The organism is Brevundimonas sp. SPF441, from assembly GCF_009661015.1.
Lineage (GTDB): Bacteria > Pseudomonadota > Alphaproteobacteria > Caulobacterales > Caulobacteraceae > Brevundimonas > Brevundimonas vesicularis.
Genome location: NZ_WJWX01000030.1, coordinates 1 through 24,790 on the forward strand (window position 1 = coordinate 1; position 24,790 = coordinate 24,790).

The following is a 24,790-nucleotide window of genomic DNA, read 5'->3' on the forward strand; positions in this document are numbered from 1 at the left end:
CTCCACCGCCGTGCCGGCGGTCCCCCTCCCCCGCATTGCGGGGGAGGATCTCAAGTCACGCCTCCAACCGATACCCCGCCCCGCGCACGGTCTGCAGCATGGCGCGGTCGAAGCCCTTGTCGATCTTGGAGCGCAGGCGGCTGATGTGGACGTCGATGACGTTGGTCTGGGGGTCGAAATGGTATTCCCAGACCTTTTCCAGCAGCATGGTGCGCGTCACCGACTGGCCGGCGTGGCGCATCAGGAACTCGAGCAGTTGGAACTCGCGCGGCTGAAGATCGATCTCGGTCGTTCCGCGATGCACGGTGCGGCCGATCAGGTTCATTTCCAGGTCGCCGACCTTGAGCACGGTCTGCACCCCGCCGGTCTCACGACGGCGCGCCAGGGCCTCGACCCGCGCGATCAGTTCGGCGAAGGCGTAGGGCTTGACAAGATAGTCATCGGCACCGGCCTTCAGCCCCGTGACCCGATCCTCGACCTCGCCCAGGGCCGAAAGGAACAGGACCGGGGTCTGATCGCCGCCCTTGCGCACCGTCTCGACCATGCCGACGCCGTCCAGACGCGGCATCATCCGGTCCACCACATAGACGTCGTAGCCGCCTTTTTGCGATTCCAGCAGGCCGAAGGCGCCGTCCACGGCGTGGGTGACCTCATGTCCGGCTTCGGACAGGCCCCGCACCATGGCGGTCGCCGCCTCGGCGTCATCCTCGACCACCAGAATCCGCATCGAAACCCCTCCCGGAATCAAAATCGCCGCCGATGGTAGCGCATCGGCGGCGATTGACGAGTTAAGGCTTGGTCAGAAAGCCGATCATTCGCCCGTGGCGAACTTCAACGGCACCGGGCTGGTGCCCTGCGGCGTGCGCACGAACAGCAGGATGCTGGGTCGACCCGCCTGTTTGGCCGCCGCCACAGCCGCGCGCAGATCGGCGGCGGACGTGATGTTGCGATCATTGGCGCGGGTGATGACGAAGCCCGGCTGGAAGCCGAGGCGCGCCGCAGCCGAACCTTGTTCGACATTGGTGATCACGACGCCGTTGACGCTGGCCGGCAGGCTGAAGCGCGAACGCGCGGCCGGCGTGATCGCGGTGACGGCGAGCCCTTCGATCGTGTCGCCCTGTCCAGGCTGGCTCTGCCCCGGATTGGCGCCTCCGCCCTCTTCTGACGCGGCGAGTTCCTCTTCCGAAGGACGGGTGCCTGAGCGCACGTTCAAGGTCTGGCGACGACCGTCACGGATCACTTCCAGGCGAATGGTGTCACCCGGCTTGGCCGCGCCGACCCGACGGGTGGCTTCCTGGCTGTTCGCCACCGCCTGGCCGTTCACGCCGACCAGAAGGTCTCCGACCTGGACGCCGGCGCGCGAGGCGGGACCGTCCTCGGTCACGCTTTCGATCAGAGCGCCCTTGAAATCCTTGGGCTGGCCCAAGGCTTCCCAACCGTCGGGGCTGAGGGTGCGAAGACCCAGGCCCACATAGCCGCGCTCGATCGACTGACCGCGCATCAGGCGTTCGGTGATCGTCTTGGCGGTGTCCGCCGGAATGGCGAAGCCGATGCCGACCGAGCCGCCCGTGGGCGAATAGATGGCCGAGTTCACGCCGATGACGCGGCCGTGGATGTCGAAGGTGGGGCCGCCCGAGTTGCCCCGGTTGATGGCGGCGTCGATCTGGATGTAGTCGTTGTAGCCCGACGGATCGATGTCGCGGGCCTTGGCCGAGACGATGCCCGCCGTGGCGGTGCCGCCCAGGCCGAAAGGATTGCCGATGGCGATGACCCAGTCGCCCACGCGCGGCTCGGCCGTCTCTTCGAAGCTGACGTATTTGAAGTCGTTGCCCTCGACCTTGATCACCGCCAGGTCGGTGCCGGGATCGCGGCCGATCAGGCGGGCGGGCAGTTCGCGGCCGTCCGACATCTTGACCTTGATTTCGGTCGCGTCGGCGACGACGTGGTTGTTGGTGACGATGAAGCCGTCCTGCGAGATGAAGAAGCCCGAACCGGCACCCTGGGTCGTCTGCGGCTCGTCATTGCCCTGACCGCCACGGCCTTGCGGCGGGACGAACTGGAACGGCAGGCCGGGGATCTGGAAGGCGCCGCCCTGGGGCTGGTCCACCTTGACCGTTACGTCGATCTGAACGACGGCGGGCGAGACCTGGTCGAAGATGGTCGCGAAGCTGCTCGGCGCGCCCGGCGGAGGCGTGAAGGCGTCGCCGTTTGCCGGGACTGGGGTGATCCGGTTCACCGCCTGCGGTTCCGCGTGCGCGCCGGGCCAGTTGATGACGCCGCCGGCGGTCGCCGCCGCCGCCAGGGTCAGGCCGGCCGCGGCCCCGAGAATGAACTCCTTGCGCTTCAGCATCGTGGTCCTTGCGATCCTCTTGTCCAGCGCCAGACGGGCGCCGGTTTCGCGATTGATATAGGCCGAACCGGCTTTGCGCCAATCCCGACCGCCGATCGTTGATCTCGACTAGCGCCCGTCGTGAGGCGAGGTTGCGTCAGGATCGCGGCGAAGCTTCTCATTTCGTAGAACTTCGTCCAGTCGGCGTTCTTCTTCGGGCGTCAGGGGGACGGCCTCAACCGGACGACGGCGTGCGCGCAGGGCCAGAACGGCGGCGGCCAGCAGCAACAGGGCGAACGGGCCGAACCACAGCAGCCAGGTCCCCGCCCGAACCGGCGGGGTGAACAGCACATAGTCGCCGAAGCGCCGCACCAGATCGTCGCGCACGGCCTGATCCGACGCGCCGGCCGCGATCTCCTCGCGGATCAGGCGGCGCATGTCGCCGGCGACGCCCGCCGGGCTGTCGGCGATGGCCTCGTGCTGGCAGACGACGCAGCGCACGTCCTTGAACAGGGCCTGGGCCCGGGCCTCCTGGGTCGCATCGGGCAAGGGGCGGTCGGGTGTGGCGGGCGGCTCTGCCGCCGTCAGCATCAGCGCCACGAGCGGCGCGGCCATCAGGACTAGCAAGCGCTTCATGGGGTCTTGCGCCGGCGCGCGCCGATCCCGAGCCTGAGACGACGATCCAGCAGCGACAGCACCCCGCCCAGCGCCATGATCATCGGCCCCAGGAAGATCAGTCGCGCCCAGGGGTTCCAGTACAGACGCACGACCCAGGCCGGCTGTTCGGGACTGCCCGCCCGTTCGCCGATCACGACATAGACGTCGTCCAGGCCCCGGAAATCCAGGCCGACTTCGGTGGTGGTCTGACCGCCGGCGGGAAAGAAGCGGCGCTCGGCCGTCACGGTGCTGGCGCGGCCCTGATCGTTCGTGGCGCGCACGGTCAGTCGGCCCTGCTCGGCCAGATAGTTCGGTCCCTCGACGACGCGCACGTCGTCCAGGGTGACGGTCCAGGGTCCGGCGGACACGCTCTGGCCCAACGAGACGGCGCGGGCGGCCTCGGCCTTGAAGCCCGTCTCGACCACCGCCCCAAGGATGAAGACGCCCAGACCCAGATGCGCCAGGGTCATGCCCCAGGCGCCCAGCGGCAGCCCTTTCAGTCGGCGCAGCGTCTCGGCCATCGAGGCGCGGAACAGGCGCGTGCGCTCCGCGACCTCGGACAGCGATCCCAGGATCAGCCAGGCGCCCAGGCCGATGCCGGCGGCGGCGAAGGCCTTCTTCGGCTCCCATAGGGCGTAGGCCGCAAGCGCGCCGACGATCGCCAGACCCCCCGCGACCGCCAGACGCTGCATCGCGCCGGGCAGGTCGCCCCGCTTCCAGGCCAGCAGCGGGCCGGCCGGCAGGATCAGGAAGGCGACCATCATCAGCGGGGTAAAGGTGGCGGCGAAATAGGGCGGGCCGACCGAGATGGTCGCGCCGGACGCCGCTTCCAAAATCAGCGGATAGAGGGTGCCCAGCAATACGGTCGCGGCCGCCGCCGTCAGGAACAGATTGTTCAGCACCAGCGCCCCCTCGCGGCTGACCGGCGCGAACAGTCCCCCGCCCTTCAGCTGCGGCGCGCGCCAGGCGAACAGGGCGAAGGCGGCGCCGGCCGTGACGCCGAGAATGGCCAGCAACATCAGCCCGCGCTGGGGATCGACCGCGAAGGCGTGGACGGATGTCAGCACGCCCGACCGCACCAAAAAGGCGCCCAGCATGGAGAAGGTGAAGGCCAGCAGGGCCAGAAACACGGTCCAGCCGGACAGCGCGCCGCGCCGCTCGGTCACGACCGCGCTGTGCAACAGGGCCGCGCCCGCAAGCCAAGGCATGAAGGAGGCGTTCTCGACCGGGTCCCAGAACCACCAACCGCCCCAGCCCAGCTCATAATAGGCCCAGAAGGAGCCCAGGGTGATGCCGACGGTCAGGAAGGCCCAGCTGGCCAGCGCCCAGGGTCGGACCCAGCGCCCCCAGGCGGGCCAGAAGGCGGTCTGCGCCCGTCCCTCGATCAGGGCCGCGACCGCCAGAGAGAAGCAGACCGAAAACCCGACATAGCCGGCGTAGAGCAACGGCGGATGCACGGCCAACGCCGGGTCCTGCAACAGCGGGTTCAGCGATGCGCCCTGGAACGGCGCGGGGTCCAGACGAGTGAAGGGGCTGGAGGTGAAGACGGCGAAGGCCAGGAACAGCGAGCCCAGCGCGCCCTGCACCGCCACGGCCGAGGCCTTCAGCCCGAACGGCAGGCCGCGCGCCCGCGCCAGCGCCCCGCCGAAGACGGTCAGCACCAGACACCACAACAGAAGCGACCCCTCGTGGCTGCCCCAGGCGCCGGCGACCTTGTAGAGCATCGGCTTGTCGGTGTGGCTGTTGGCCGCAACGTTGGAGACCGAAAAGTCCGACACGACGAAGGCGTAGATCAGGGCTGCGAAACTGAGCGCGACCGCCGCCGCCGCCGCCAAAGCCGCGCTCTGGGCGGCCCCGGCCAGGACCGGGCTGCGCCGCGCGCGTCCGGCCGCCGAAAGCCCGGTTTGCAGGATCGACAGCGCCAGCGCCAGCGCCAGGGCGAAGGCCCCAAGCTCGGCGATCATAAGCGGGTCGGCGCGCTATCGGCCTGCGGCCTGCTTGAGCGCGTTTCGGAGCCGTCCGGCCGCCACTCGCCTTTTTCCTTCAGACGGTCGGCGACCTCGCGCGGCATATAGTTCTCGTCGTGCTTGGCCAGGACCTGACTGGCGTGGAAGGTGCGATCGGCGCTGAAGGCCCCTTGCGCCACGATCCCCTGCCCTTCGCGGAACAGGTCGGGCAGGTCGCCGTGATAGACGACGCGGGTCGTGGCGGCGTTGTCGGTGACGACGAAGGCGACCACGCCGTCGCCAGACTTTTGCACGCTGCCGGCCTCGACCAGACCGCCCAGGCGGATGTTGCGGCCCTCCGGCGCCTTGTCGGCGGTGGCCTCGGACGGCGAATAGAAGAAGGTCACGCTGTCCTGCATCGCCCACAGCGACAGGCCGACCGCCAGCGCTAGGATCGGCGCCACGGCGGCGACGACCCACAGGCGGCGACGCGCCTTCGGCGATTTGGGCAGCCAGCTCATGCGACGGACATTCCGGATTCCAAGGACGGACCGGCGGCATATACCGCCGTCGTCGCGCAGGACCAACGCGTCATTGCGCGCCGCCCTTCGGCAGTCGGCGTTCCAGATCCAGACGGCGCGGATCGGCCGGGTCGAGCGCGGCGATCAGGGGCGTCCACAGGGTGCGGGCCTCGGCGGCGTCACCGCGCCGCAACGCCGCTTCCCCCAGGAAGAAGCGCGCGCCGAGCTGATCAGGGTCGAGTTTCATGGCCTCGCGGAAGGCGGCCTCGGCGTCGCCGCCGATCTGGTTGTCGTTGGCGACGACCAGGCTTTCGCCCAGTCGCGCCCAGGCCTGGGCGTCACGGGGGTCCAGGGCGATCAGACGGCGAAAGGCGGAGGCGGCGCCCAGCGGATCGCCGGCGGCGAACCGGGCCGCGCCCAGCATGGCCAGCGCCTGCCGATCCTTGGGCCGTTCCTGAACGACCCGCGCGGTCACTGCCGCCAGTTGCGCTGGCTCCAGCCGATCCAGATTGGCGGCCCAATCGTCGACACGCCGCTCATAGGCCTGATCCGGCAGGCCGGGCGAGCCGGTGAAGACATAGAGGCCCAGCGCGCCCGCGACCGTCACGCCGATCCCGCCCAGCACCCAGAACCGATCGCTGACGCCGGCCACTGGGGTCGTGGTCGCCGAAACGGCCAGAAGCCGCCGCCCCGCCTCGGCGCGCGCACCCGCATAGGCCGCCTCGTCCAGCAGGCCGCGCGCCTTCAACCGATCCAGTTCCTCGATCTCGCGCGAGCCGGCCTGGGTTTCGGCCCCTCCCGCCGGATCGGCGCCGCGCCGTGCGCCGGTCAGCACCAGCAGGGCGGCCAGGGCCGCCGCCAGTCCCGTCATTATCCAGAACACGATCATCTTCGCCGTCTAACCCATCCGCGAACGTCCGGCGAGGCGTCGTTTCAGCCCAGCCGCGCCATTTCCGCTGAGGCTGCGCGTCGCCTGACCGCGCGCGCCGCCTCCAGCGCCTCGATCACGGTCAGGAACCGCGCCGCGACCCCGATCAGACGCAGCACGTGGTCCGGATTTTCGGCCTCGCCGTCCGACAGACTGTTCAGCGCCTCGTCGGACCAGGTGGAGAGGTACTCGGTCAGGTCGGCCTTCAGTCCCGAGCGATCGGCTTCGCAGCCGAAGGTGACGGCCGCGCCGCGCAGGGCCGCCACCGCCGCCAGCAAGGCCGCCGCAGCCTCGATCGGTTCGCCCTCGGCCGGCGCCTCCAGCCACGGCGACATCCGCGTCATGCGTCCGGTGATGACCTGACGCTTCATCGGCAGGGCGGCGTGGACGGCGCTGGAGGCGGACTTCATCAGGCCGGAAAGCTGGCCGGACACCTGGACCCGCGCCATCCGCGCCGCCTTGCCCCAGCTGGAATCGGGCCGCACCTGCAGGCTGAGGTCCATCTCGGCCAGCACGCCGGCGCACCAGTTGACGTCGTCCACCACGCCCAGCATCGCCGTCTCGCCCAGCGACGAACGGACCACGCCGGCGATCTTCTGCACCCGCGCCTGGACGGAGGTCAGCAGCCGCTCGACGAAGACGCCCATCTCGGAGTGGCTGAGGGTGATTTCGCGGTCTGCGAGGCGGCTGGTCCGCGTCACGACCCGCAGCATCCGCTCGGCGTCCGCCACATGGGCGAACAGGATGTCGATCATGCGCCGCCCGCCGTCCGGCGACATCGCCAGACAGTCCTGGATCAGCAGCCTGAGCCCCGCCAGTTGGTTGTCGTCGGGGCGTTCCAGCCAGACGGGCAGGCGCGGCAAGGCGCTGCGGGCCAGAGGCGTCAGGTCGAAACAGCCGGCCAGTTCGACCGGGGTGGATGGGGGCTGGTCGTCGGCGGGGCGCTGAAACTCCGGCCAGACGTCGCGCGGCCGGTCGCGCAGCACGGCGGCCGCCTTGGCGCACAGCCGATCGGCGGCCAGGGTCCATTCGCCGTCCACGGCCACGGCGCCGTCCAGCAGCGGGAGGAAATCCTCCTCGCCTTGCACCGCCTCGCGCCAGACCCGTTTCAGGACCCGAGGCGGAAAGACCAGGGCCGGCACGCCGTCGGCGCGCGGCTGAAATAGCGGCAGCAGGGGGGCGAAGGCCGTGCCGCGACGGGCGCGATCGCGCGCCTCTGCGGCGACGATGTTCGCCAGTTCGGCCGCCTTGTCGCCCTTCAGCGCCGCCACGGCTGCGCCCAGCATCCCCAGCGATGCGTCGGGACAGGCCTCGACGATCGCTGTCAGAGCGGCGTGGTGGGCGGCGGACAGGGACGGCACGAAAGCTCCTGCCAAAACTCAACTCAGGCTGGCACCGTGCGACAATCGGGTTAACAACGACTTGGCGTCTATTGAGACGGCGCCGCCACTTGAGTCAGGCGTCAGGCACGCCATATTGCCGCCACACCCGGCCCGCGCCGCCGCGCGCGCCGGAAAGGAAAGCCCATGCCCGTAATCGAGATCGACGGCCTGACCAAGACCTACAAGTCGGGGCATCAGGCGCTGAAGCGCATCGACCTGACGATCGACAAGGGCGAGATTTTCGCCCTGCTGGGACCGAACGGCGCGGGCAAGACCACGCTGATCTCCATCGTCTGCGGCATCGTCACGCCCACGACCGGGACCGTGGTCGCCGACGGCCATGACATCCAGTCCGATTTCCGCGCCGCCCGCACCAAGATCGGTCTGGTGCCGCAGGAGCTGACCACCGACGCCTTCGAGACCGTGCTGGCCACCGTCACCTTCAGCCGGGGCCTGTTCGGCAAGGCGCCGAACCCCGCCTTCATTGAAGGCGTGCTGAAGGACCTGTCGCTTTGGGACAAGCGCGACGCCAAGATCATGACCCTGTCGGGCGGGATGAAGCGGCGGGTGATGATCGCCAAGGCCCTGAGCCACGAGCCGGACATTCTGTTCCTGGACGAGCCGACCGCCGGGGTCGATGTCGAGCTGCGCCGCGACATGTGGGCCATGGTCAGAAAGCTGCGCGAGCGCGGCGTGACCATCATCCTGACCACCCACTACATCGAAGAGGCCGAAGAGATGGCCGACCGGGTGGGCGTGATCCTGAAGGGCGAGCTGATCCTGGTCGAGGAGAAGTCGGCCCTGATGAAGAAGCTGGGCAAGAAGACCCTGACGCTGAACCTGATCGAGCCGCTGGCCGCCCTGCCCGCCGAACTGTCCGACTGGGACCTGACGCTGAAGAACGAAGGCGGCGAGCTGGAATACAGTTTCGACGCCAACGCTGACGACACGGGCGTGCCGTCGCTGATCCGCCGGCTTGAGGCGCTGAACATCGGCTTCAAGGACTTGAACACCCGCCAGAGCTCGCTGGAAGACATCTTCGTCAGCCTGGTCCACCAGAACGGAGCCGCGGCATGACCTTCAACGGATACGGCGTCTGGGCCATCTATCGTTTCGAGATGGCGCGGGCGCTGCGCACCCTGTGGCAGAGCGTGGTCACCCCGGTGATCACCACGGCCCTGTATTTCGTGGTCTTCGGCGGCGCGATCGGCAGCCGGATGCAGCAAGTGGACGGCGTGCCCTACGGCGCCTTCATCGTGCCGGGGCTGATCATGCTCAGCCTGTTCACACAGTCGATCTTCAACGCCTCGTTCGGCATCTATTTCCCCAAGTTCACGGGGACGATCTACGAAATCCTGTCGGCGCCGGTGTCGTCGCTGGAGATCGTGCTGGCCTATGTCGGCGCGGCGGCGACCAAGTCGGCGGTGCTGGGGCTGATCATTCTGGCGACGGCGGCCTTCTTCGTGCCGCTGCAGATCCTGCATCCGGTCTGGATGATGGCCTTCTTGATCCTGATTTCGGTGACCTTCAGCCTGTTCGGCTTCATTATCGGGGTCTGGGCCAATGGGTTCGAGCAGCTTCAGATGATCCCGATGCTGGTCGTGACGCCCCTGACCTTCCTGGGCGGCGCCTTCTATTCCATCGACATGCTGCCTGACGGCTGGCGCGCGGTGACGCTGTTCAACCCTGTGGTCTATCTGATCTCGGGCTTCCGCTGGGCCTTCTATGGTCAGGGCGATGTGGCCATCGGCGTCAGCGTCGCCGCCACCCTGGCCTTCTTCGCCGTCTGCCTGGGCATTGTCATGTGGATGTTCAAGACCGGCTACCGGCTCAAGAACTGATCCGTCACGAAACGGGCCAGATCGCCAGCGATTGAGAAGACCATGTCCGACGACCAGAAGACCCCGCCCCAGCCCTTCGCCCGCAAGCCGGTGACCTGGGGGCGTATGCCCGCGACGACCTTCCACGTCGGACCGGTGCCGGTCGCGCCCAATCCGCTGGACCGCATTCCCAATCCGCCGCCGCGCAAGCCCACGCCGCAACAGCAGCAGGCCTCGATCCACACCCAGAGCCTGGCCTCCGGCGTCGCGCCGGCCAAGGGTCAGACGACGCCCGCCAATCCCGCGCCGCGTCCCGCGCCTCGTCCGCAGGGGGCAAGCATCCTGGGCGGTTCGCTGATCCCGACGGCGCGCCCGGCCCAGGCCCAGCCTCAACCCCAGACTCCAACGCCGCCGCAGCCCAGGCCGCAGCCGGCGCCGGACGCTCAACCCGATCTCACCGTGCGGCCCCTGCCGGCGCCCAAGACGACGCCCGCCCCTGCGCCGAAGCCGGTCGCGGCCGAACCTGTCGCCGCCCCAGCGGTCGCGGCCAGACCCGCTGTTTCGCCTGCGGCTGCGCCGATCACGCCCAGCTTCGCCCGTGCGCCCGCCAAGACCTCGCGCCTGCCGCTCTATGTCGGAGTCGGGGTCGTCGCCCTTCTGGTCGCCGGAGGCGGCCTGTGGTTCGCGATGCGTCCCGCCTCGACCCCGGCGACGTCCACGCCCGCCGTCGTCGCCGATGCGCCTCTGACCGCCCCGCCGGCCGATACGATTCCTGCCGACGCCGCCCCTGTCGTCGCGACCGAACAGCAACAGCCTGCCGCGACGACCACACCGGCACCGCCCGCCACGACGGCTTCCGCGCCGGCAACGACAACGCCGCGCGCGACGACGGCCGCGCCCCGCACGCAGACCCAGCCCCAGGCGTCGGCCGCAACGACGCAACCGACGACGCGTGCGCCGACGACGGCCACCCCGGCGCCGTCCACGCCGGCTCCGACCGTCACGACCGAGCCGCTGGTGATCGTGCCGACGGCCCCGACTCCCGCCCCGACCGCTGCACGTCCGTCGAGCAGCGATCCCGACGGTCCGGTGGTGACGCGGCCCCAGCCGCTGGACTGATCGGCGGTTTCGCGCGCCGGGGCAGGTGACGAAACGCCCTTCAGCCCCTACCTACAGGCCATGACCGTTCACGCCTCCCCGCCGCCCATCCTCGACGCCGCCGGCGTCGATACTGATGAAGCCCTGTCGATCCTGAAAACGGCCCTGGCCGGCGCCGACGACGGCGAACTGTTCCTGGAGCGGTCCGAGAGCGAGAGCCTGGTCTTCGACGACGGTCGGCTGAAGTCCGCCGCCTATGACGCGACCGAGGGCTTCGGCCTGCGGGTCGTAGCAGGCGAGACCGCCGGCTACGCCCACGCCAACGAGATCTCGGCCGCCGCACTGCGTCGCGCCGCCGACAGCGCGGCCCTGGCCAAACAGGGGCATGAGGCCCGGGTCGCCGAAGGGCCCCGCGCCACCAATCAGAAACTGTATGGCGAGGTCGATCCCCTCGCCTCGCCCGCCTTCTCCGACAAGATCGCCTTGCTGGCCGAGATCGACGCTTGGGCGCGCGCCCGCGATCCGCGCGTGGTTCAGGTGTCCGCCTCGCTGATCGGCGAACGCCGCGCCATCGAAATCCTGCGCGCCGACGAACGGGCGGTGCGCGATGTTCGCCCCCTCGTCCGGCTGAACGTCTCCGTCACCGTCGAACAGAACGGCAAGCGCGAGAGCGCCTCGTCCGGCGCCGGCGGCCGGGCCGGATTCGAGGCCTGGGTCGCGCCCGAACGCTGGCAGGCCCAGGTGGACGAGGCCCTGCGTCAGGCCCTGGTCAATCTGGACGCCGTCGACTGTCCGGCGGGCGAGATGGACGTGGTCCTGGGCGCCGGCTGGCCCGGCGTACTGCTGCACGAGGCCATCGGCCACGGCTTCGAGGGCGACTTCCACCGTAAGGGGTCGTCGGTCTTCAACGGCATGATGGGCCAGCGCGTCGCCGCCCCCGGCGTCACCGTGGTGGACGATGGCTCAATCGCCGGACGGCGTGGATCGCTGTCGGTCGATGACGAGGGCACGCCCACCTCGCGCACCGTGCTGATCGAGGACGGAATCATGGTCGGGCTGATGCATGACCGGCTGTCGGCGCGTCAGCTGGGTGTCGCCGCAACCGGCAACGGCCGGCGCCAGTCCTTCGCCCATATGCCCATGCCGCGCATGACCAACACCTTCATGGAGGCTGGCCGGGACTCCAAGGCCGACATGATCGCCAATACGAAGCGCGGCCTCTACGCCGCCAACTTCTCAGGCGGCCAGGTGGACATCACCAACGGCAAGTTCGTGTTCCAGTGCAATGAGGCCTATCTGATCGAGGACGGGGTGATCACCGCACCCGTCCGCGGCGCGACCCTGATCGGCGACGGGGCCACCGCCCTGACCAAGATTCAGATGGTCGGCGACGACTTCGCCTTCGATCCGGGCGTCGGCGTCTGCGGCAAGGCCGGACAAGGCGTGCCCGTCGGCATCGGTCAGCCCAGCCTCAAGATCGGCGGCCTGACGGTCGGCGGCACCGCCGTCTGAGCGAGCGGAACCGTATCGTCACGAAGCGTGTTTCCCCGCCACACTGGAGAGGAAACACCATGCCTACCGAACGCGAAGTCCAACATCCCGATGGCCGGGTTGAACGCATCACTGAGACCAGCGCGGCGCCCACCACCGTCGTCGAGCGTCGCGGCAGCGGCATGGGCGCCATCGTCGCCCTGATCGTCGGCCTGCTGGCCGTGCTGGTGATCGGTTACTTCCTGATGAACATGAACCGCAGCGACGCGGTCAAGGACAACGCCATCGCCGGCGCGGCCGAGAGCGTCGGCAACGCCGCCGACAACATCGGCGAAGCCGCCCGCGACGCCGTTCCGGAACGCAAGTAGGCTCTAGCGCGCCGATTGAGCGGGGGCGGAGGGGCGCCATTCGGGACCGATCGGTTCCAGCCCCTCCGCCTCCAGCCGATCCAGTACGCCGTTCGGCTCGGCCAACAGCCGCAAAGGCGCAATGGCGAAGGTGACTCCGGCTTCGGCCAGCGCCTTGTCCACCGCCGTATTCCATATGCGACGCAGATCGTCCGCCTGAGCCATCACCGACCAGTAGGAACAGGCCGTCGCCGCCTTTTCCAAGGGCGAGTCCAACACGGCCGGGATCCGGCGCAGACGCCAGTTCTCCGCACGTTGCGCGCCCGCCTCGACCCCAGCCTCCGCCGCCGTCGCCGCAGCGTCGATGCAGTCGAGGTAGCGTTCCGGCGGCGTCGTCAGAACCTTTTCGATCAGCTCGTCACCCCTGAAGATTCCGACGGGTTCAGCGGGTGTGCGATTGGCGCGCGTCGCCTGACGGACCAGGCCGGACACCGGACGCCCTCCACTGCTGTAACCGCCCAGTTCCATCAGATCGCCCGACAGGATCAGCATGCTGTCGCGGGTCGGGCCTTCGCCTGTCAGGCTTTCGACCCGGGCCTCAAGGTCCGGAGACAGATAATCGGCGCTGGTGCGCCCGTTCGGCAAACGGGTCAGCGTCCGAAATCGCCAGATCAGCCGGCCCACATCGGCCAGCGACGCCCGCCCCTCGACCGGAAACAGAACGCGGTCCGCACGATCAACCGCCGAGATGAGAGCGTCGGTGCGCCACTCCATCTTTCTGGGCAAACCGTCGATCGATCCGACCAGGATCAGGACGCTGTCGCCGCGCCGCACCTCCCACATCGGCCCCTCGATCCGGCGGGCGGTGACGACGATATCCTCGACGGCGTCCGATTGCGCATCCTGCGCGACGGCAGGCGCGGTCGTCAGCGCCGTCGCGGCAAGTAAAAGCAATAAAGAAGATGAGCGTCTGATCATTACATTGCTGTAAACTTCATTACTGTCGCTGGTGTAATGAAATCGCTGTAATGATGTCGTCGATTTAATCCACCTTGCGGCCTTGTAACTGGAGATGAACGCGGCGGATCGGCACACCTCTCGCCAACACCCGAGGGGAAGACCAATGACAAAGACCCTGCTGCTGGCCAGCACCGCCCTGCTTTTCACCGCCGGCGCCGCATTCGCCGGCGACGCTTCCACCACAGATCGGCCACAAGTCGCCGAGGCCCCGGTGCCGACCGGCCCGACCAACCAGGCGCCCCTGGCCGACGCCAGCCAGCGCGGCGTACTGGTCTTCACGCCGGACTTCTTCGCCGCCCAGCGCCCGAATACGGCGCTCGACATGGTCAACCGCGTCCCCGGCTTCTCCATCGACAACGGATCGGGCGCGCGTGGCTTTGAAGGGGCGGTCGGCAATGTGCTGATCAACAACAACCGCCCCGCCTCAAAGAACGATTCGGGTTCGAACGTCCTGGGCCGGACCCTGGCCAATCAGGTCGAGCGCATCGAACTGATCCGGGGCGGTGCGCCGGGCATCGACATGCAGGGCTATTCCGTCGTCGTGAACGTCATCCTGAAGACGACCGACAGCCGCCAGTCGATCCTGACCTGGAACGCCATGCTGTTCGAAGGCGGCCATGACATCTATGGCGGCTCCTATCAGTTCACGCAGAACAAGGGCGACCGCAGCTGGGGCGTGACCCTGTCGGACGGCATGGGATCCAGCGATTCCAACGGCGTCGGCCGTTCGGTCCGTCGCAACGCCGCTGGCGATGTCATCCGCGACGAGCGGTACGAGAACGACGGCTGGGGCGGCGGCCAAGGTATTCGCGGCAACTACACCGGCCCGTTGTTCGGCGGAAAGCTGGAAGGCACCGCCCGCTATGGTCTGAACGACTATCAGAACTGGACCGAGCTTTCGTCGCCAACCTCCTTGCGCCGCAGCGACTACGCCGAAGACGGCGATTCCGGTGAGTTGGGCCTGACCTGGACCCGCACCCTGAACCCGCGCTGGACACTAGAGACTCGTCTGATCCACGAGTTCTCCAGCTTTGACAGCGTCTCGGGCAGCAATGAGACCCTGAACGGGACGGCGGCGCCAGAGCAGCAGTTCAAATCCAACGGCGACTCGTCGGAATCCATCCTGCGCGCCCTGGTGCGTCACGAACGCTCGCCCGCCCTGACAATCGAGGCCGGCGCCGAGATCGCCTACAATATGCTGGACGTGAACCAGGCCTTCACCATCGGCGGCGTCGGCGTGCCCCTACCCAGCGCCTCGGTCAAGGTCGAGGAGACGCGCGGCGAGGCCTTCAGCAAGGCGACCTGGCGGATCAATCCGAAGCTGACGCTGGAGGGCGGCGTGCGCCTCGAGGCCTCCACCATCAGCCAATCGGGCGATGCGGATCAGGAAAAGAGCTTCTTCTTCGCCAAGCCGCGGCTGCTGGCGACCTGGACGCCGATGGCCGACAACCAGCTGCGTTTCCGCTTCGAGCGCGAACTGGGTCAGTTGGACTTTGGCGACTTCGCCGCCTCGGCTGAGCTGAGCGACGGCACGGTGTTCGGCGGCAACGTCGATCTGGAGCCGGAACAGCGCTGGATTTCCGAGCTGTCCTATGAGCGCCGCTTCTGGGGCGAGGGCGTGGTCTCGATCGGCTATCGCCACGACCGCATCATCGACGTGATTGACCGCCTGCCCCTGCCCGGTGGCCTGTCGGCGACCGGCAACATCGGCGACGGAACGCTGGATCAGCTGTCGCTGAATGTCGTGGTGCCGCTGGACAAGGTCGGGATTTCGGGCGCCCGGTTCACCTTTAGGAACGATTGGAACAAGACCAGCGTCACCGACCCGACCACGGGCGAGGACCGCCGCATCTCGGGCGTGCGTCCCAGCCAGGCCAATGTCGGCTTCCAGCAGGACATCACCTCTTGGAAGACCCAGTGGGGGATCAACTGGCTGCCGCGTCTGGGCCAAGCGACCTACGATCCGGACCAGACCTTCGCCTGGCGCGGCGCGGACTATCTGGAGGCCTTCGTCGAATACAAGCCCAGCCCGACCCTGTCGCTGCGCGCCCAGCTGAACCTGTGGGACGACTTCACCCAGCAGCGCACGGTCTACGCCACGCGCAATCCGCGCACGGTCGCCTTCGTCGAGGAGCGCTCGATCGACCCGCGCACCTTCGTCTCCCTGCGGGTCCGCAAGACCTTCTGAGGCGCGCTTCACGCAGCAAAAAGCCCCGGCGGATCGCTCCGCCGGGGCTTTTCCTTGATCAGGCGCCGATCAGTGGCTGGGCGTCGAGGCCGCAGGACGGGCGACGTTGCCATCTTCCTGACCGCGGTCGTTCAGCGCCGGGCCGGGATGGTTGTCCCCGTCATTGGCGCCATGCGACCAGCCCTTGATGAAGTGGCTGATGACGATGAAGGCAACGCCGATGCCCATGCCCCACAGGCCCAGCAGCTTGAACACTTCAAGCGAGGTCTGCAGCGCAAGGCTCGGGTTCAGCACCTGGCCGCCCACCGTCTCCGTACCCGCCAGGCCGGCGATCCAGCCGCCGACATATTGGGCGATGGAGCTGGCCAGGAACCAGACGGCCATCATGAAGCTGACCACCTTGGCGACGGACAGTTTGGTGATTTCCGACAGGCCCACTGGCGACAGGAACAGCTCGCCGGTCGTGTGGAAGAGATAGAGCAGACCCAGCAGGAGCAGCGGCATCTGGAAGGCCGAGTTGGCCATGCCGGCGCCCCACACCACGATCATGAAGCCCAGTCCGACCTGGAGAAGGCCGAGGCCGAACTTCAGCGTGGGGTTGGGGTCCAGGTTGCGCTTGCCCAGGAAGGACCAGAGCGCGGCCATGATCGGTGCGAAGATCAGGATGAAGCCCGCATTGAACGACTGGGTCTGGGCCGCCGTGATGGTGGCGTCGATCCAGGGACCCGACGTGCTGAGACCAGCGGCGGCGATCTGGGCCGGGGTGCCGACGGTGACGCCCAGAAGCTGGAACGCCTGCGGGGTGATGCTGAGATCGACGTTACGGTCGGCGAACAGGTTCAGAGAGGTGCCGGCCTGTTCGAACAGGGTGAAGAAGACGACCGACCCGAAGATCAGCACCAGGGCCAGCATCATTCGCTCACGCTGCGCCTTGTTCTCGCAAACCTTGACGATGACGTAGAGGATGAACAGCAGCGACGCGACGGTGGCGGCGCCCAGAACCCACCCCACCAGGGCGTTGCGCTGGACCATGAACCAGACGACGCCGACGCCCAGGATGCTGAGCAGATAGATCGACCATTCGCGGTTGATCGGACCCAGCATGGGCTTGCTCAGATTGGCTTCGGCCGGAGGCTCGCCCTTGCCTTGCAGCAGGGGTTTGCCCAGCACGAAGACCACCCAGCCCAGCGCCATGCCGACGCCGGCCAGGCCAAAGCCTGCCCACCAGCCGACGGTCTGACCCAAAAGGCCGCACAGCACCGCCGCCCAGAAGGCGCCGAGGTTGATGCCGTAGTAGTAGAGGGTGAAGCCGGAATCCCGCCGCGGGTCACCTTGCGGATAGAGCTGTCCGACGATGGTCGAGATGTTGGGCTTCAGGAAGCCGACGCCCATGATGATGAAGGACACCGCCAGATAGAAGACGTTCACGCCCGCCATGTCGCGGGTCGCGTCGATCTTGTATTCGCCGGTCGGCAGCACGGCCGGCAGCGGCGAGGCGGCGGGCAGGTTCTCGATCGCCAGGCCGTTCTCGGCCGCCTCAAAGGCGTATTTCTGGCCGTTGACGACGATCGACACTTCACGCGCCGCGCCGCGGCCTTCGGCGTCGATCTGATAGGTCTGACCGGCGTAGGTCAGGGTTTCGGTCGCGGGACGGCCCTCGAAAGCCATCATGCCGTGACCGGCGACCAGGAGCAGGGCGCCGAAGGCGACGGCCTTGCGCGTGCCGATGAAGCGGTCGGCCATGATGCCGCCCAGCAGGGGCAGCAGATAGACCAGCGAGGTGTAGGAGCCGTAGGTCGACCCCGCCATGGCGTCGTCGAACAGGAAATGTTGCGTCAGGAAGAAGATCAGGATGCCGCGCATGCCGTAGTAGGAGAAACGCTCCCACATCTCTGCGAAGAACAGGATGATCAGTCCGCGCGGGTGGTTTTTGAGGATCTGCATCAGCACCGGCACGCCCGTGGCGAAGGTGATGATCAGTCCAAGGGCGACGACGATGTTCATGCGCGAGTCCCCCTAATCGTCTTCACGCGTCGTGTAAGTCGCGCCTTCCCCAAATCCGTCCTCAACGGCTCACTCCCAACTGCCGCGCCGCTTATCGGGCGCGCGAAAGGCGCATACCCAGCACAGCGGGCGAATCCGAACAAGTGTTAAGGCTGTCGCGGGGCGCCCGAGCGACGCGCGAGGAAAGCGAAAAACAACCCTGGGTGACGCCCGATGGCGCACATCCTGCTAGGTCGGTTGTCAGAAACGCTCGCGGTTTCATAATGGGAAGGCGCGCCAGATGTCTGTCAGACCGATCGACGCTCCAGACCATGCGGCGCTGAACCGGCTGCATCGTCAGGTCGGCTGGCCCGAGCGGTCGCCGGCCGGATGGCGCTGGCTCGAGGCCAATCCGGCGCGGTTGGCGCTGGGCGCGCCCGCCGGATGGGTCGTGGCCGACGAGGACGACGACGCCGTCGCCATGCTGGGCAACTTCATCCAACGGTTTCGCCAGGGCGCCCAGGACCACTTCGGCGCCACCGGCTTTTCGATCATCGTGCCGCCCAGCCAGAAGGGCGCCAGCCGGCCGCTGATCCGCACCTTTCTGAAACAGCGAGGCCTGTTCGCCCGCTACACCTTCAACGCCAATGCCCGCTCGGCGCCGCTGTACGGCCTGTTCGACATGAAGCCCTGGCCGGCCGAAAGTCATGGACTGAAGCTGTCGTGGATCGCCGACCGTCTGGCCTGCGCTCAGGGTCGGGGTCTGCGCCTGTTGCTGGGCCGCACCTCCGCCGAAACCGCCGCGCGTCTGGGCGAGCGGCTGATGAACGGGCGCGTGTTTCGCCAGACGCCGCTGGTGCTGCCGGCTGGGGTGACAGTGCTGCGCGATTTGTCGGACGCCTCACCCTATGCGGACTTCTGGCGTCGGCTGTCGCAAGAAGAGCGTCTGCTGGCGGATCGCAGTCCGGAAATCCTGCGCTGGCGGTTGGCGGACCCCGACCTGAGCCTGCCGCCGGTCATGCTGGCCTGCGTCAGGGATAGCCGTATCGTCGGGATGGCGATGGCGCAGATGACCAAGACCAGCCTGATCGAGCCGCCCTCTCTGGACATCCTCGACCTGATTGCGCTGGAAACGGCGCCCGATGCGATCCCGCTTCTGACGCAGGCGCTGATCGACAACGCCCGCGCGCTGGGCGCCGCCAAGGTGCGGCTGCAGATGGTGACGCCGCGCTTGCTGGCGCAGTTGGGCGATCTGGCGAAGACGGCGCGGCGCGAAGGCGGCTGGGGACATTGTCACGCCATCATCGACGACCCCGCGCTGGCGGCCGCCTGGGCGCCGACCCCTTTCGACGGCGACTACGGCATCTGTTCGCGCACGCCGCCGATGCCCAAACCCTTGGCTGACGCCGCAATCACGCGCCCGACCTTGGGCGGGCGCGTGTCCAAGGCCTGATCAGGCGTTAGGGCGGGCCTTCAGCTCGTCGCGGATCTCTGCCAGCAGGGCTTCGGTCGCCGTCGGCGCGGCCGGCGCCGGATCGGGCTTGGCGGCTTCCTGACGACGCAGGGCGTTGATGCCCTTGACCACGAGGAAGACGACCCAGGCGACGATCAGAAACTGGATCACGGTGTTCAGGAAGGCGCCGTATTGGATCGCCACCTTCTCGACGGCCTCGGTCGCCGGGTTCTCAGCCCTCAGCACCCATTCCAATTCCGAGAAATCGATGCCGCCGGTGATCAGGCCGATGGGCGGCATCACGACCTGATCGACCAGGCTTTTGACGATGCCGTTGAAGGCGGCACCGATGATCACGCCGACCGCCAGGTCCACGACATTGCCCTTGACCGCGAACTCGCGAAACTCCGACAGCAGGCTCATGAGATTTCCTTAAGAAAGTTAGATCAGGCGTCGCCCGAGGCGTTCAGCCGCTCGCGCAGCTCCTTGCCGCTCTTGAAGAAGGGGACGGCCTTGGCAGGCACCTCGACGGTTTCGCCAGTACGCGGATTGCGACCCGCACGCGCGGGGCGCGACCGCACCGACAGGGCGCCGAAACCGCGCAACTCGACCCGGCCGCCTTCGGACAGGGCCGAGGTCATGGTGTTGAGGATCACATTGACCAGCCGCTCGACCTCGGCGTGGGTCAGGTGGGTGTTTTCGGCTGCAAGCTTCTCGATCAGTTCGGACTTGATCATCTGCGCCCCCGCGAGCTCGGAATGACGGGCTGTTTCGCCCGCCGTCGATCCAGAGCCCACACCCTAACCTTCGACAGGCTCTGTAAAAAGCCCTTATCCGACAATGATGCGCGCCATTCGCAAGAAAAATGTCCGGAAGTGGACACAGGGGTGTGCCAGACAGAGAAAAGGGCGACGGGATTGCTCCCGCCGCCCTCATTCTTTGTCGCTATCGCGGAGCGCGCGGCGCTCTGCGGATTGAGCAAGGCGACCGAAGGACGCGGTGCGCCCCTCGGCTTGAGCCTTAGTCCTTGGTGCCTGCGTTCTTCAGCGCGGCGCCCAGGATGTCGCCCAGCGAAGCGCCTGAATCGGACGATCCGAACTGTTCGATGGCTTCCTGCTCGTCCTTCATTTCCAGCGCCTTGATCGACACGGAGACGCGGCGCGAGGCCTTGTCCACGGCGGTGATCATGGCGTCGACGCGGTCGCCGACGGCGAAGCGTTCCGGACGTTGCTCGTTGCGGTCGCGCGACAGGTCCGACTTGCGAACGAAGGCCGTGACCGGCGCGTCGTCTTCACCGAACTTGACCTCGATGCCGCCCGACTCGATCGCCGTCACGGTGACGGTGATCTGCTGGCCGCGGCGATAGGTGTCGCCCTCGCCGATCGGATCGCCGCCCAGCTGCTTGATACCCAGCGAGACGCGTTCCTTCTCGACGTCGACGTCCAAGACCTTAGCCTTGACCATCTCGCCCTTGCGGTAGCGCTGGATGGCCTCTTCACCCGACACTGACCAGTCGAGGTCGGACAGGTGCACCATGCCGTCGATGTCGTTGTCCAGGCCGATGAACAGGCCGAACTCGGTGGCGTTCTTGACTTCGCCCTCGACGGTCGAACCGATCGGGTTGTTGGCGACGAAGGCGTCCCACGGATTGTCCTGAGCCTGCTTCAGGCCCAGCGAGATGCGGCGCTTGGAGGCGTCGACATCCAGAACCACGACGTCGACTTCCTGCGAGGTCGAGACGATCTTGCCGGGGTGGACGTTCTTCTTGGTCCAGGACATTTCCGAGACGTGCACCAGGCCCTCGACACCGGCTTCCAGCTCCACGAAGGCGCCGTAGTCGGTGATGTTGGTGATGCGGCCCGTGTACTTTGCGCCGACCGGATACTTGGCTTCCACGCCGTCCCAGGGGTCCGACTGCAGTTGCTTCATGCCCAGCGAGATACGCTGGGTGTCCGGGTTGATCTTGACGATCTGGACCTTGACGGTGTCGCCGACGGCCAGAACCTGGCTCGGGTGCGAAACGCGCTTCCACGACATGTCGGTGACGTGGAGCAGGCCGTCGATGCCGCCCAGGTCAACGAACGCGCCGTAGTCGGTGATGTTCTTGACGACGCCTTCGCGGACTTCACCCTCGGCCAGCTGACCGACCAGTTCCGTGCGCTGTTCGGCGCGGGCTTCTTCCAGGATGGCGCGACGCGACACGACGATGTTGCCGCGCGGACGGTCCATCTTCAGGATGGCGAAGGGCTGTTCCTTGCCCATCAGCGGGCCGACGTCGCGGACCGGACGGATGTCGACTTGCGAACCGGGCAGGAAGGCCGAGGCGCCGCCCAGGTCGACGGTGAAGCCGCCCTTGACGCGACCGACGATGGCGCCGTTGACCGGCTGGCCTTCGGCGAACACGACTTCCAGACGGGTCCAGGCTTCTTCGCGACGGGCCTTGTCGCGGCTGATGACGGCTTCGCCCAGGGCGTTCTCGACGCGCTCCAGGTAAACCTCGACGTTGTCGCCGACCTTGGGCAGGGCGCCGTCGTCGCCTTGGCCGAATTCGCGCATGGCGATGCGGCCTTCGGTCTTCAGACCAACGTCGATGATGACGATGTCTTTTTCGATGCCGACGACGCGGCCGTGCACGACCTGGCCTTCGCCGAAGTCGCGACCCGACAGTTGTTCGTCGAGCAGCGCCGAGAAGTCGTCGCGCGTGGGGTTGAGAGTATCAGACATGAAGCTCTGGTGTTTCCAGTGGGGCTGTGGCGCGTGACCGAAGGACGATCCCGCGCGAGGTGGACCCCTGACGCAGCGAAAGGCGGCGCGCGGGGCGATGGGAAAAGATGGAATCAGGTCGTCGGGATGCGAGGCCGTTCAGAACGATCAAAACGCCCGCGGAGGCCGAGGGTGGGAGCGTTGGATTTGCGAGGGCAGGTCAGAGACCGTGTTTCGCGCGCGCCGCCTCGACGATACGGCGGGCCGCATCGAAGGCGGCCTCTATACCCAGATCGGTCGTATCCAGCAAGACCGCGTCATCGGCCTGAACCATCGGGGCCGCTCCGCGCCCGGCGTCGCGCTCGTCGCGGCGCTGGATGTCGGCCAGCATGGCGTCAAAGGCGATGTCCGATCCGCGCGCGCTCAGCTGCTTCCAGCGGCGCGTGGCCCGCACCTCGGGCGTCGCGGTGACGAACAGTTTGGCCTGAGCGTTCGGCGCAATCACCGTGCCGATGTCGCGTCCGTCGAGAACCGCGCCGCCCGCCTGGGCCGCGAAGGCCTGCTGTAGTTCCAGCAGAGCCGCCCGCACGCCGGCGAAGCTGGCGACACGGCTGGCGGCCTCGCCCGCCTCACCTGTCGTCAGGCGCGGATCGTCCGACAGGCCCGCCGCGTCGAGGCCCCGCGCCGCCTGCGTCGCCGCGGCCTCGTCATCCAACGATCCGCCGTCCGCCAGCACCTTTGCGCCCACGGCCCGGTACAGCAGCCCCGTATCCAGATGCGGCAGACCATAGGTCTGGGCCAGGCGCGCGGCGATGGTCCCCTTGCCAGAGGCGGCCGGTCCGTCGACGGCGATGATCAGGGTCAAGCAGGTCTCCGCAGCGCGTGGCGCATTTCAATCTCGATCCCAAACGCACGGGAGGCCGAACCTGATAGCGAGGATCGCCCGACCAATCCAGCCGAAGCCCTCAGTCCTGGCGTCCGACCAAATCACGAATTGCAAGGCTGGCCAGCAGGACCGCCAGGCCCGCCCCTGCCGCAACCGACGCCACATAGAAGCCGAGGACGCTCCAAAACAGCACGGGGCGCTCCGACAACAGAACGTCCGGCCCCTTTCGGTTGTTCAGCACCCCGGCATCCAGGCTTTGGACGATTTCACGGGCTCCGATCACGCAGAACCAGCCGATCAGGATCGCGATCGCCAGCGTCAGGATCGGCTTGATCCAGCCCGACGGCCCCGGCCGGTTCACGACCATGCCTTCCAACGCGCCAGAACCACGACCGCGAAGGCCGCCAGACCCAGCCACAGCAGACAGGCGACGCCGCTCAGCGCAACGGTCGAATAGAAGAAGGCGTCGCCCTCGGCCCTGAGATGCACGGCGCCATGCTTGCCCGAGACCCGGCCTGTCGTCACACCTTGCCAGACGATCCAGGCCGTCCAGCCGGCTCCGCCCAGACAGGTCAGAAGACCGAGGACCGCGATGCCCCGACCGAGGACGTCGCGCGCGGGCTTCACGCGATCCGCCCGCCCAGCCCGTTCATCATCTCGACGAAGCCGGGGAAGCTGGTGGCGATCATCCCAGGCTCGTCGACCGAGACCGGCTGTTCGGCGGCCAGGCCCAAGACCAGATGGCTCATGGCGATGCGGTGGTCGTGGGCGGTGTGGACCAGGCCGCCGCCACGCACCGACCCGCCCTGGCCGGCGCCGGTGACGATGAAGCCCTCCGGCTCCTCCTCGACCTGAATGCCGCAGGCGCGCAGCCCCTCGACCATCAGCGAAATCCTGTCGCTTTCCTTGACCCGCATTTCACCCACGCCGCGCATGACGGTGACGCCGTCCGCAAAGGCCGCCGTCGCCGCAAGGATCGGATATTCGTCGATCATCGAGGCGGCGCGATCCTCGGGCACGACCACGCCCTTCAGGTACGAGTGACGGGCGGTGATGTCGCCGACCTCTTCGCCCCCGGCCTCACGCCGGTTGGTGATGGTCAGGTCGGCGCCCATCTCGATCCAGGTGTCGAACAGGCCGGTGCGAAGCGGGTTCAGCATCACGCCCTCGACCGTGACCTCGGACCCCGGAACGATCAGACCCGCCGCCAGGGGAAACGCCGCCGAAGACGGATCGCCCGGCACGGCGACGGAGGTCCCGGTCAGGGCCTGCCCGCCCTTCAGCGTCACCTTCCAGCCCTCGCCCCGCTCCTCGACGCCCACCTCGGCGCCGAAGGCCCGCAGCATCCGCTCGGTGTGATCCCGGCTCTTTTCGGGCTCGACCACCGATGTGACGCCCTCGGCGTTCAGCCCCGCCAGTAGGATGGCCGACTTCACCTGGGCCGAAGCCACCGCCTGCACATAGTCGATGGCCTTCAGCGCGCCGCCGGTCACGGCCACAGGAAGCCGATCCTCGGCCGCCTGCCAGTCGAACGCCGCACCCATGTCCGCCAGGGGTCCCGTGACCCGCTTCATCGGCCGCTTTCTCAGCGAGCCGTCGCCATCGAAGGTCGCCGTCAGCGGATAGCCGGCCGCCGCGCCCATCAGCAGGCGCACCCCGGTTCCGGCGTTGCCGCAGTCGATCACCGAAGCCGGCGTCTTAAAGCCCCCCGCCCCCTCGATCCGCCATCTGCCGTCGCCGGTCCGCTCGACCTTGGCGCCGAAGGCTTCGACCGCACGGGCGGTGGCCAGGACGTCGTCGCCTTCCAGAAGGCCCTCGACCTCGGTCACGCCCGACGCCATTCCGCCCAGGATCATCGACCGGTGCGACATCGACTTGTCGCCCGGCGCGCGGACCGTTCCGGTCAGGGCGGAGGCGCGGCGCGAAGTCAGTTGGGACGGCATGATCACCCGCTTCAGGCTGTATTGTGCGAAGGGCCGCGCGGGCGGCGCGAAAGACAGCTTTTGACAGCGGGTCAAAGGGGTGGCAAGGGACCGCC

At 67.8% G+C, this 24,790-nt stretch carries 23 protein-coding genes; 7 read left to right on the forward strand and 16 right to left on the reverse strand.

Features of this window, described 5'->3' with window-relative positions; translation table 11 throughout:
* Positions 1–55 precede the first annotated feature (55 nt).
* The 7 genes from GGC30_RS14295 to GGC30_RS14325 form a co-directional block, all read right to left on the reverse strand.
* Positions 56–727: a response regulator transcription factor gene (locus GGC30_RS14295; RefSeq protein WP_017504381.1), complete on the reverse strand. Its 672-nt coding sequence runs from the start codon at positions 725–727 to the stop codon at positions 56–58.
* Between the two features lie 84 nt (positions 728–811).
* Entirely contained in the window at positions 812–2,350 is a 1,539-nt protein-coding gene (locus GGC30_RS14300) for a Do family serine endopeptidase (RefSeq protein ID WP_153925579.1), read from the reverse strand.
* Positions 2,351–2,458: 108 nt separating this feature from the next.
* On the reverse strand, positions 2,459–2,965 hold the full coding sequence (locus GGC30_RS14305) for a cytochrome c-type biogenesis protein (RefSeq protein WP_153925581.1): 507 nt from the start codon (positions 2,963–2,965) through the stop codon (positions 2,459–2,461).
* Positions 2,962–4,950, reverse strand: coding sequence for a heme lyase CcmF/NrfE family subunit (locus tag GGC30_RS14310; RefSeq protein ID WP_153925583.1), 1,989 nt, complete (start codon positions 4,948–4,950; stop codon positions 2,962–2,964). The genes GGC30_RS14305 and GGC30_RS14310 overlap by 4 nt, the downstream gene beginning before the upstream one ends.
* Positions 4,947–5,453, reverse strand: a complete 507-nt coding sequence (ccmE, locus tag GGC30_RS14315; RefSeq protein WP_153925585.1) for a cytochrome c maturation protein CcmE — start codon at positions 5,451–5,453, stop codon at positions 4,947–4,949. Before ccmE ends, GGC30_RS14310 begins: the two co-directional genes overlap by 4 nt.
* 70 nt (positions 5,454–5,523) lie before the next feature.
* Positions 5,524–6,342: a c-type cytochrome biogenesis protein CcmI gene (gene ccmI, locus GGC30_RS14320; protein WP_153925588.1), complete on the reverse strand. Its 819-nt coding sequence runs from the start codon at positions 6,340–6,342 to the stop codon at positions 5,524–5,526.
* A gap of 44 nt (positions 6,343–6,386) precedes the next feature.
* A complete protein-coding gene (locus tag GGC30_RS14325; protein ID WP_370452007.1) occupies positions 6,387–7,742 on the reverse strand; it encodes a hypothetical protein in 1,356 nt (451 codons plus the stop codon).
* Positions 7,743–7,907: 165 nt separating this feature from the next.
* On the opposite strand from GGC30_RS14325, the gene GGC30_RS14330 reads away from it, so the two are divergent.
* The 5 genes from GGC30_RS14330 to GGC30_RS14350 are packed head-to-tail and all read left to right on the forward strand — an operon-like array spanning position 7,908 to position 12,540.
* Positions 7,908–8,840: an ABC transporter ATP-binding protein gene (locus GGC30_RS14330; protein WP_153925592.1), complete on the forward strand. Its 933-nt coding sequence runs from the start codon at positions 7,908–7,910 to the stop codon at positions 8,838–8,840.
* A complete protein-coding gene (locus tag GGC30_RS14335) occupies positions 8,837–9,604 on the forward strand; it encodes an ABC transporter permease (protein WP_153925594.1) in 768 nt (255 codons plus the stop codon). The genes GGC30_RS14330 and GGC30_RS14335 overlap by 4 nt, the downstream gene beginning before the upstream one ends.
* 42 nt (positions 9,605–9,646) lie before the next feature.
* Positions 9,647–10,702 (forward strand): hypothetical protein, encoded by a 1,056-nt coding sequence (locus GGC30_RS14340; RefSeq protein WP_153925596.1) that lies wholly within the window; start codon positions 9,647–9,649, stop codon positions 10,700–10,702.
* Between the two features lie 60 nt (positions 10,703–10,762).
* Positions 10,763–12,193: a metalloprotease TldD gene (gene tldD, locus GGC30_RS14345; RefSeq protein WP_153925598.1), complete on the forward strand. Its 1,431-nt coding sequence runs from the start codon at positions 10,763–10,765 to the stop codon at positions 12,191–12,193.
* A 59-nt stretch (positions 12,194–12,252) separates the two neighbouring features.
* The gene (locus tag GGC30_RS14350) at positions 12,253–12,540 is read left to right on the forward strand and encodes a hypothetical protein (RefSeq protein ID WP_045809440.1); all 288 of its coding nucleotides are present in this window, start codon (positions 12,253–12,255) and stop codon (positions 12,538–12,540) included.
* A gap of 3 nt (positions 12,541–12,543) precedes the next feature.
* Here the strand turns inward: GGC30_RS14350 and GGC30_RS14355 are convergent, their stop codons facing one another.
* Positions 12,544–13,473, reverse strand: coding sequence for a TraB/GumN family protein (locus tag GGC30_RS14355; RefSeq protein ID WP_228763757.1), 930 nt, complete (start codon positions 13,471–13,473; stop codon positions 12,544–12,546).
* A gap of 169 nt (positions 13,474–13,642) precedes the next feature.
* Between GGC30_RS14355 and GGC30_RS14360 the strand changes: the two genes are divergently transcribed.
* The gene (locus GGC30_RS14360) at positions 13,643–15,727 is read left to right on the forward strand and encodes a TonB-dependent siderophore receptor (protein ID WP_091748842.1); all 2,085 of its coding nucleotides are present in this window, start codon (positions 13,643–13,645) and stop codon (positions 15,725–15,727) included.
* A gap of 69 nt (positions 15,728–15,796) precedes the next feature.
* Here the strand turns inward: GGC30_RS14360 and GGC30_RS14365 are convergent, their stop codons facing one another.
* A complete protein-coding gene (locus GGC30_RS14365) occupies positions 15,797–17,731 on the reverse strand; it encodes a peptide MFS transporter (RefSeq protein WP_153925602.1) in 1,935 nt (644 codons plus the stop codon).
* A 280-nt stretch (positions 17,732–18,011) separates the two neighbouring features.
* On the opposite strand from GGC30_RS14365, the gene GGC30_RS14370 reads away from it, so the two are divergent.
* Positions 18,012–19,163 carry an N-acetyltransferase gene (locus tag GGC30_RS14370; protein ID WP_153925604.1) on the forward strand — a complete coding sequence of 384 codons (1,152 nt, stop codon included), beginning with the start codon at positions 18,012–18,014 and terminating at the stop codon, positions 19,161–19,163.
* Here the strand turns inward: GGC30_RS14370 and mscL are convergent, their stop codons facing one another.
* From mscL to aroA, 7 genes are all read right to left on the reverse strand, one after another.
* Positions 19,164–19,586: a large-conductance mechanosensitive channel protein MscL gene (mscL, locus tag GGC30_RS14375; RefSeq protein WP_066624021.1), complete on the reverse strand. Its 423-nt coding sequence runs from the start codon at positions 19,584–19,586 to the stop codon at positions 19,164–19,166.
* 23 nt (positions 19,587–19,609) lie between these two features.
* The gene (locus GGC30_RS14380; RefSeq protein ID WP_039244165.1) at positions 19,610–19,900 is read right to left on the reverse strand and encodes an integration host factor subunit beta; all 291 of its coding nucleotides are present in this window, start codon (positions 19,898–19,900) and stop codon (positions 19,610–19,612) included.
* A gap of 283 nt (positions 19,901–20,183) precedes the next feature.
* Entirely contained in the window at positions 20,184–21,887 is a 1,704-nt protein-coding gene (rpsA, locus tag GGC30_RS14385; protein ID WP_017504363.1) for a 30S ribosomal protein S1, read from the reverse strand.
* A 199-nt stretch (positions 21,888–22,086) separates the two neighbouring features.
* Positions 22,087–22,731 carry a (d)CMP kinase gene (cmk, locus tag GGC30_RS14390; RefSeq protein WP_153925606.1) on the reverse strand — a complete coding sequence of 215 codons (645 nt, stop codon included), beginning with the start codon at positions 22,729–22,731 and terminating at the stop codon, positions 22,087–22,089.
* A 100-nt stretch (positions 22,732–22,831) separates the two neighbouring features.
* Positions 22,832–23,113, reverse strand: a complete 282-nt coding sequence (locus tag GGC30_RS14395; protein ID WP_153925608.1) for a hypothetical protein — start codon at positions 23,111–23,113, stop codon at positions 22,832–22,834.
* On the reverse strand, positions 23,110–23,379 hold the full coding sequence (locus tag GGC30_RS14400) for a hypothetical protein (protein ID WP_153925610.1): 270 nt from the start codon (positions 23,377–23,379) through the stop codon (positions 23,110–23,112). Before GGC30_RS14400 ends, GGC30_RS14395 begins: the two co-directional genes overlap by 4 nt.
* A complete protein-coding gene (gene aroA / locus GGC30_RS14405) occupies positions 23,376–24,698 on the reverse strand; it encodes a 3-phosphoshikimate 1-carboxyvinyltransferase (RefSeq protein ID WP_370452009.1) in 1,323 nt (440 codons plus the stop codon). Before aroA ends, GGC30_RS14400 begins: the two co-directional genes overlap by 4 nt.
* Positions 24,699–24,790: the final 92 nt, after the last annotated feature.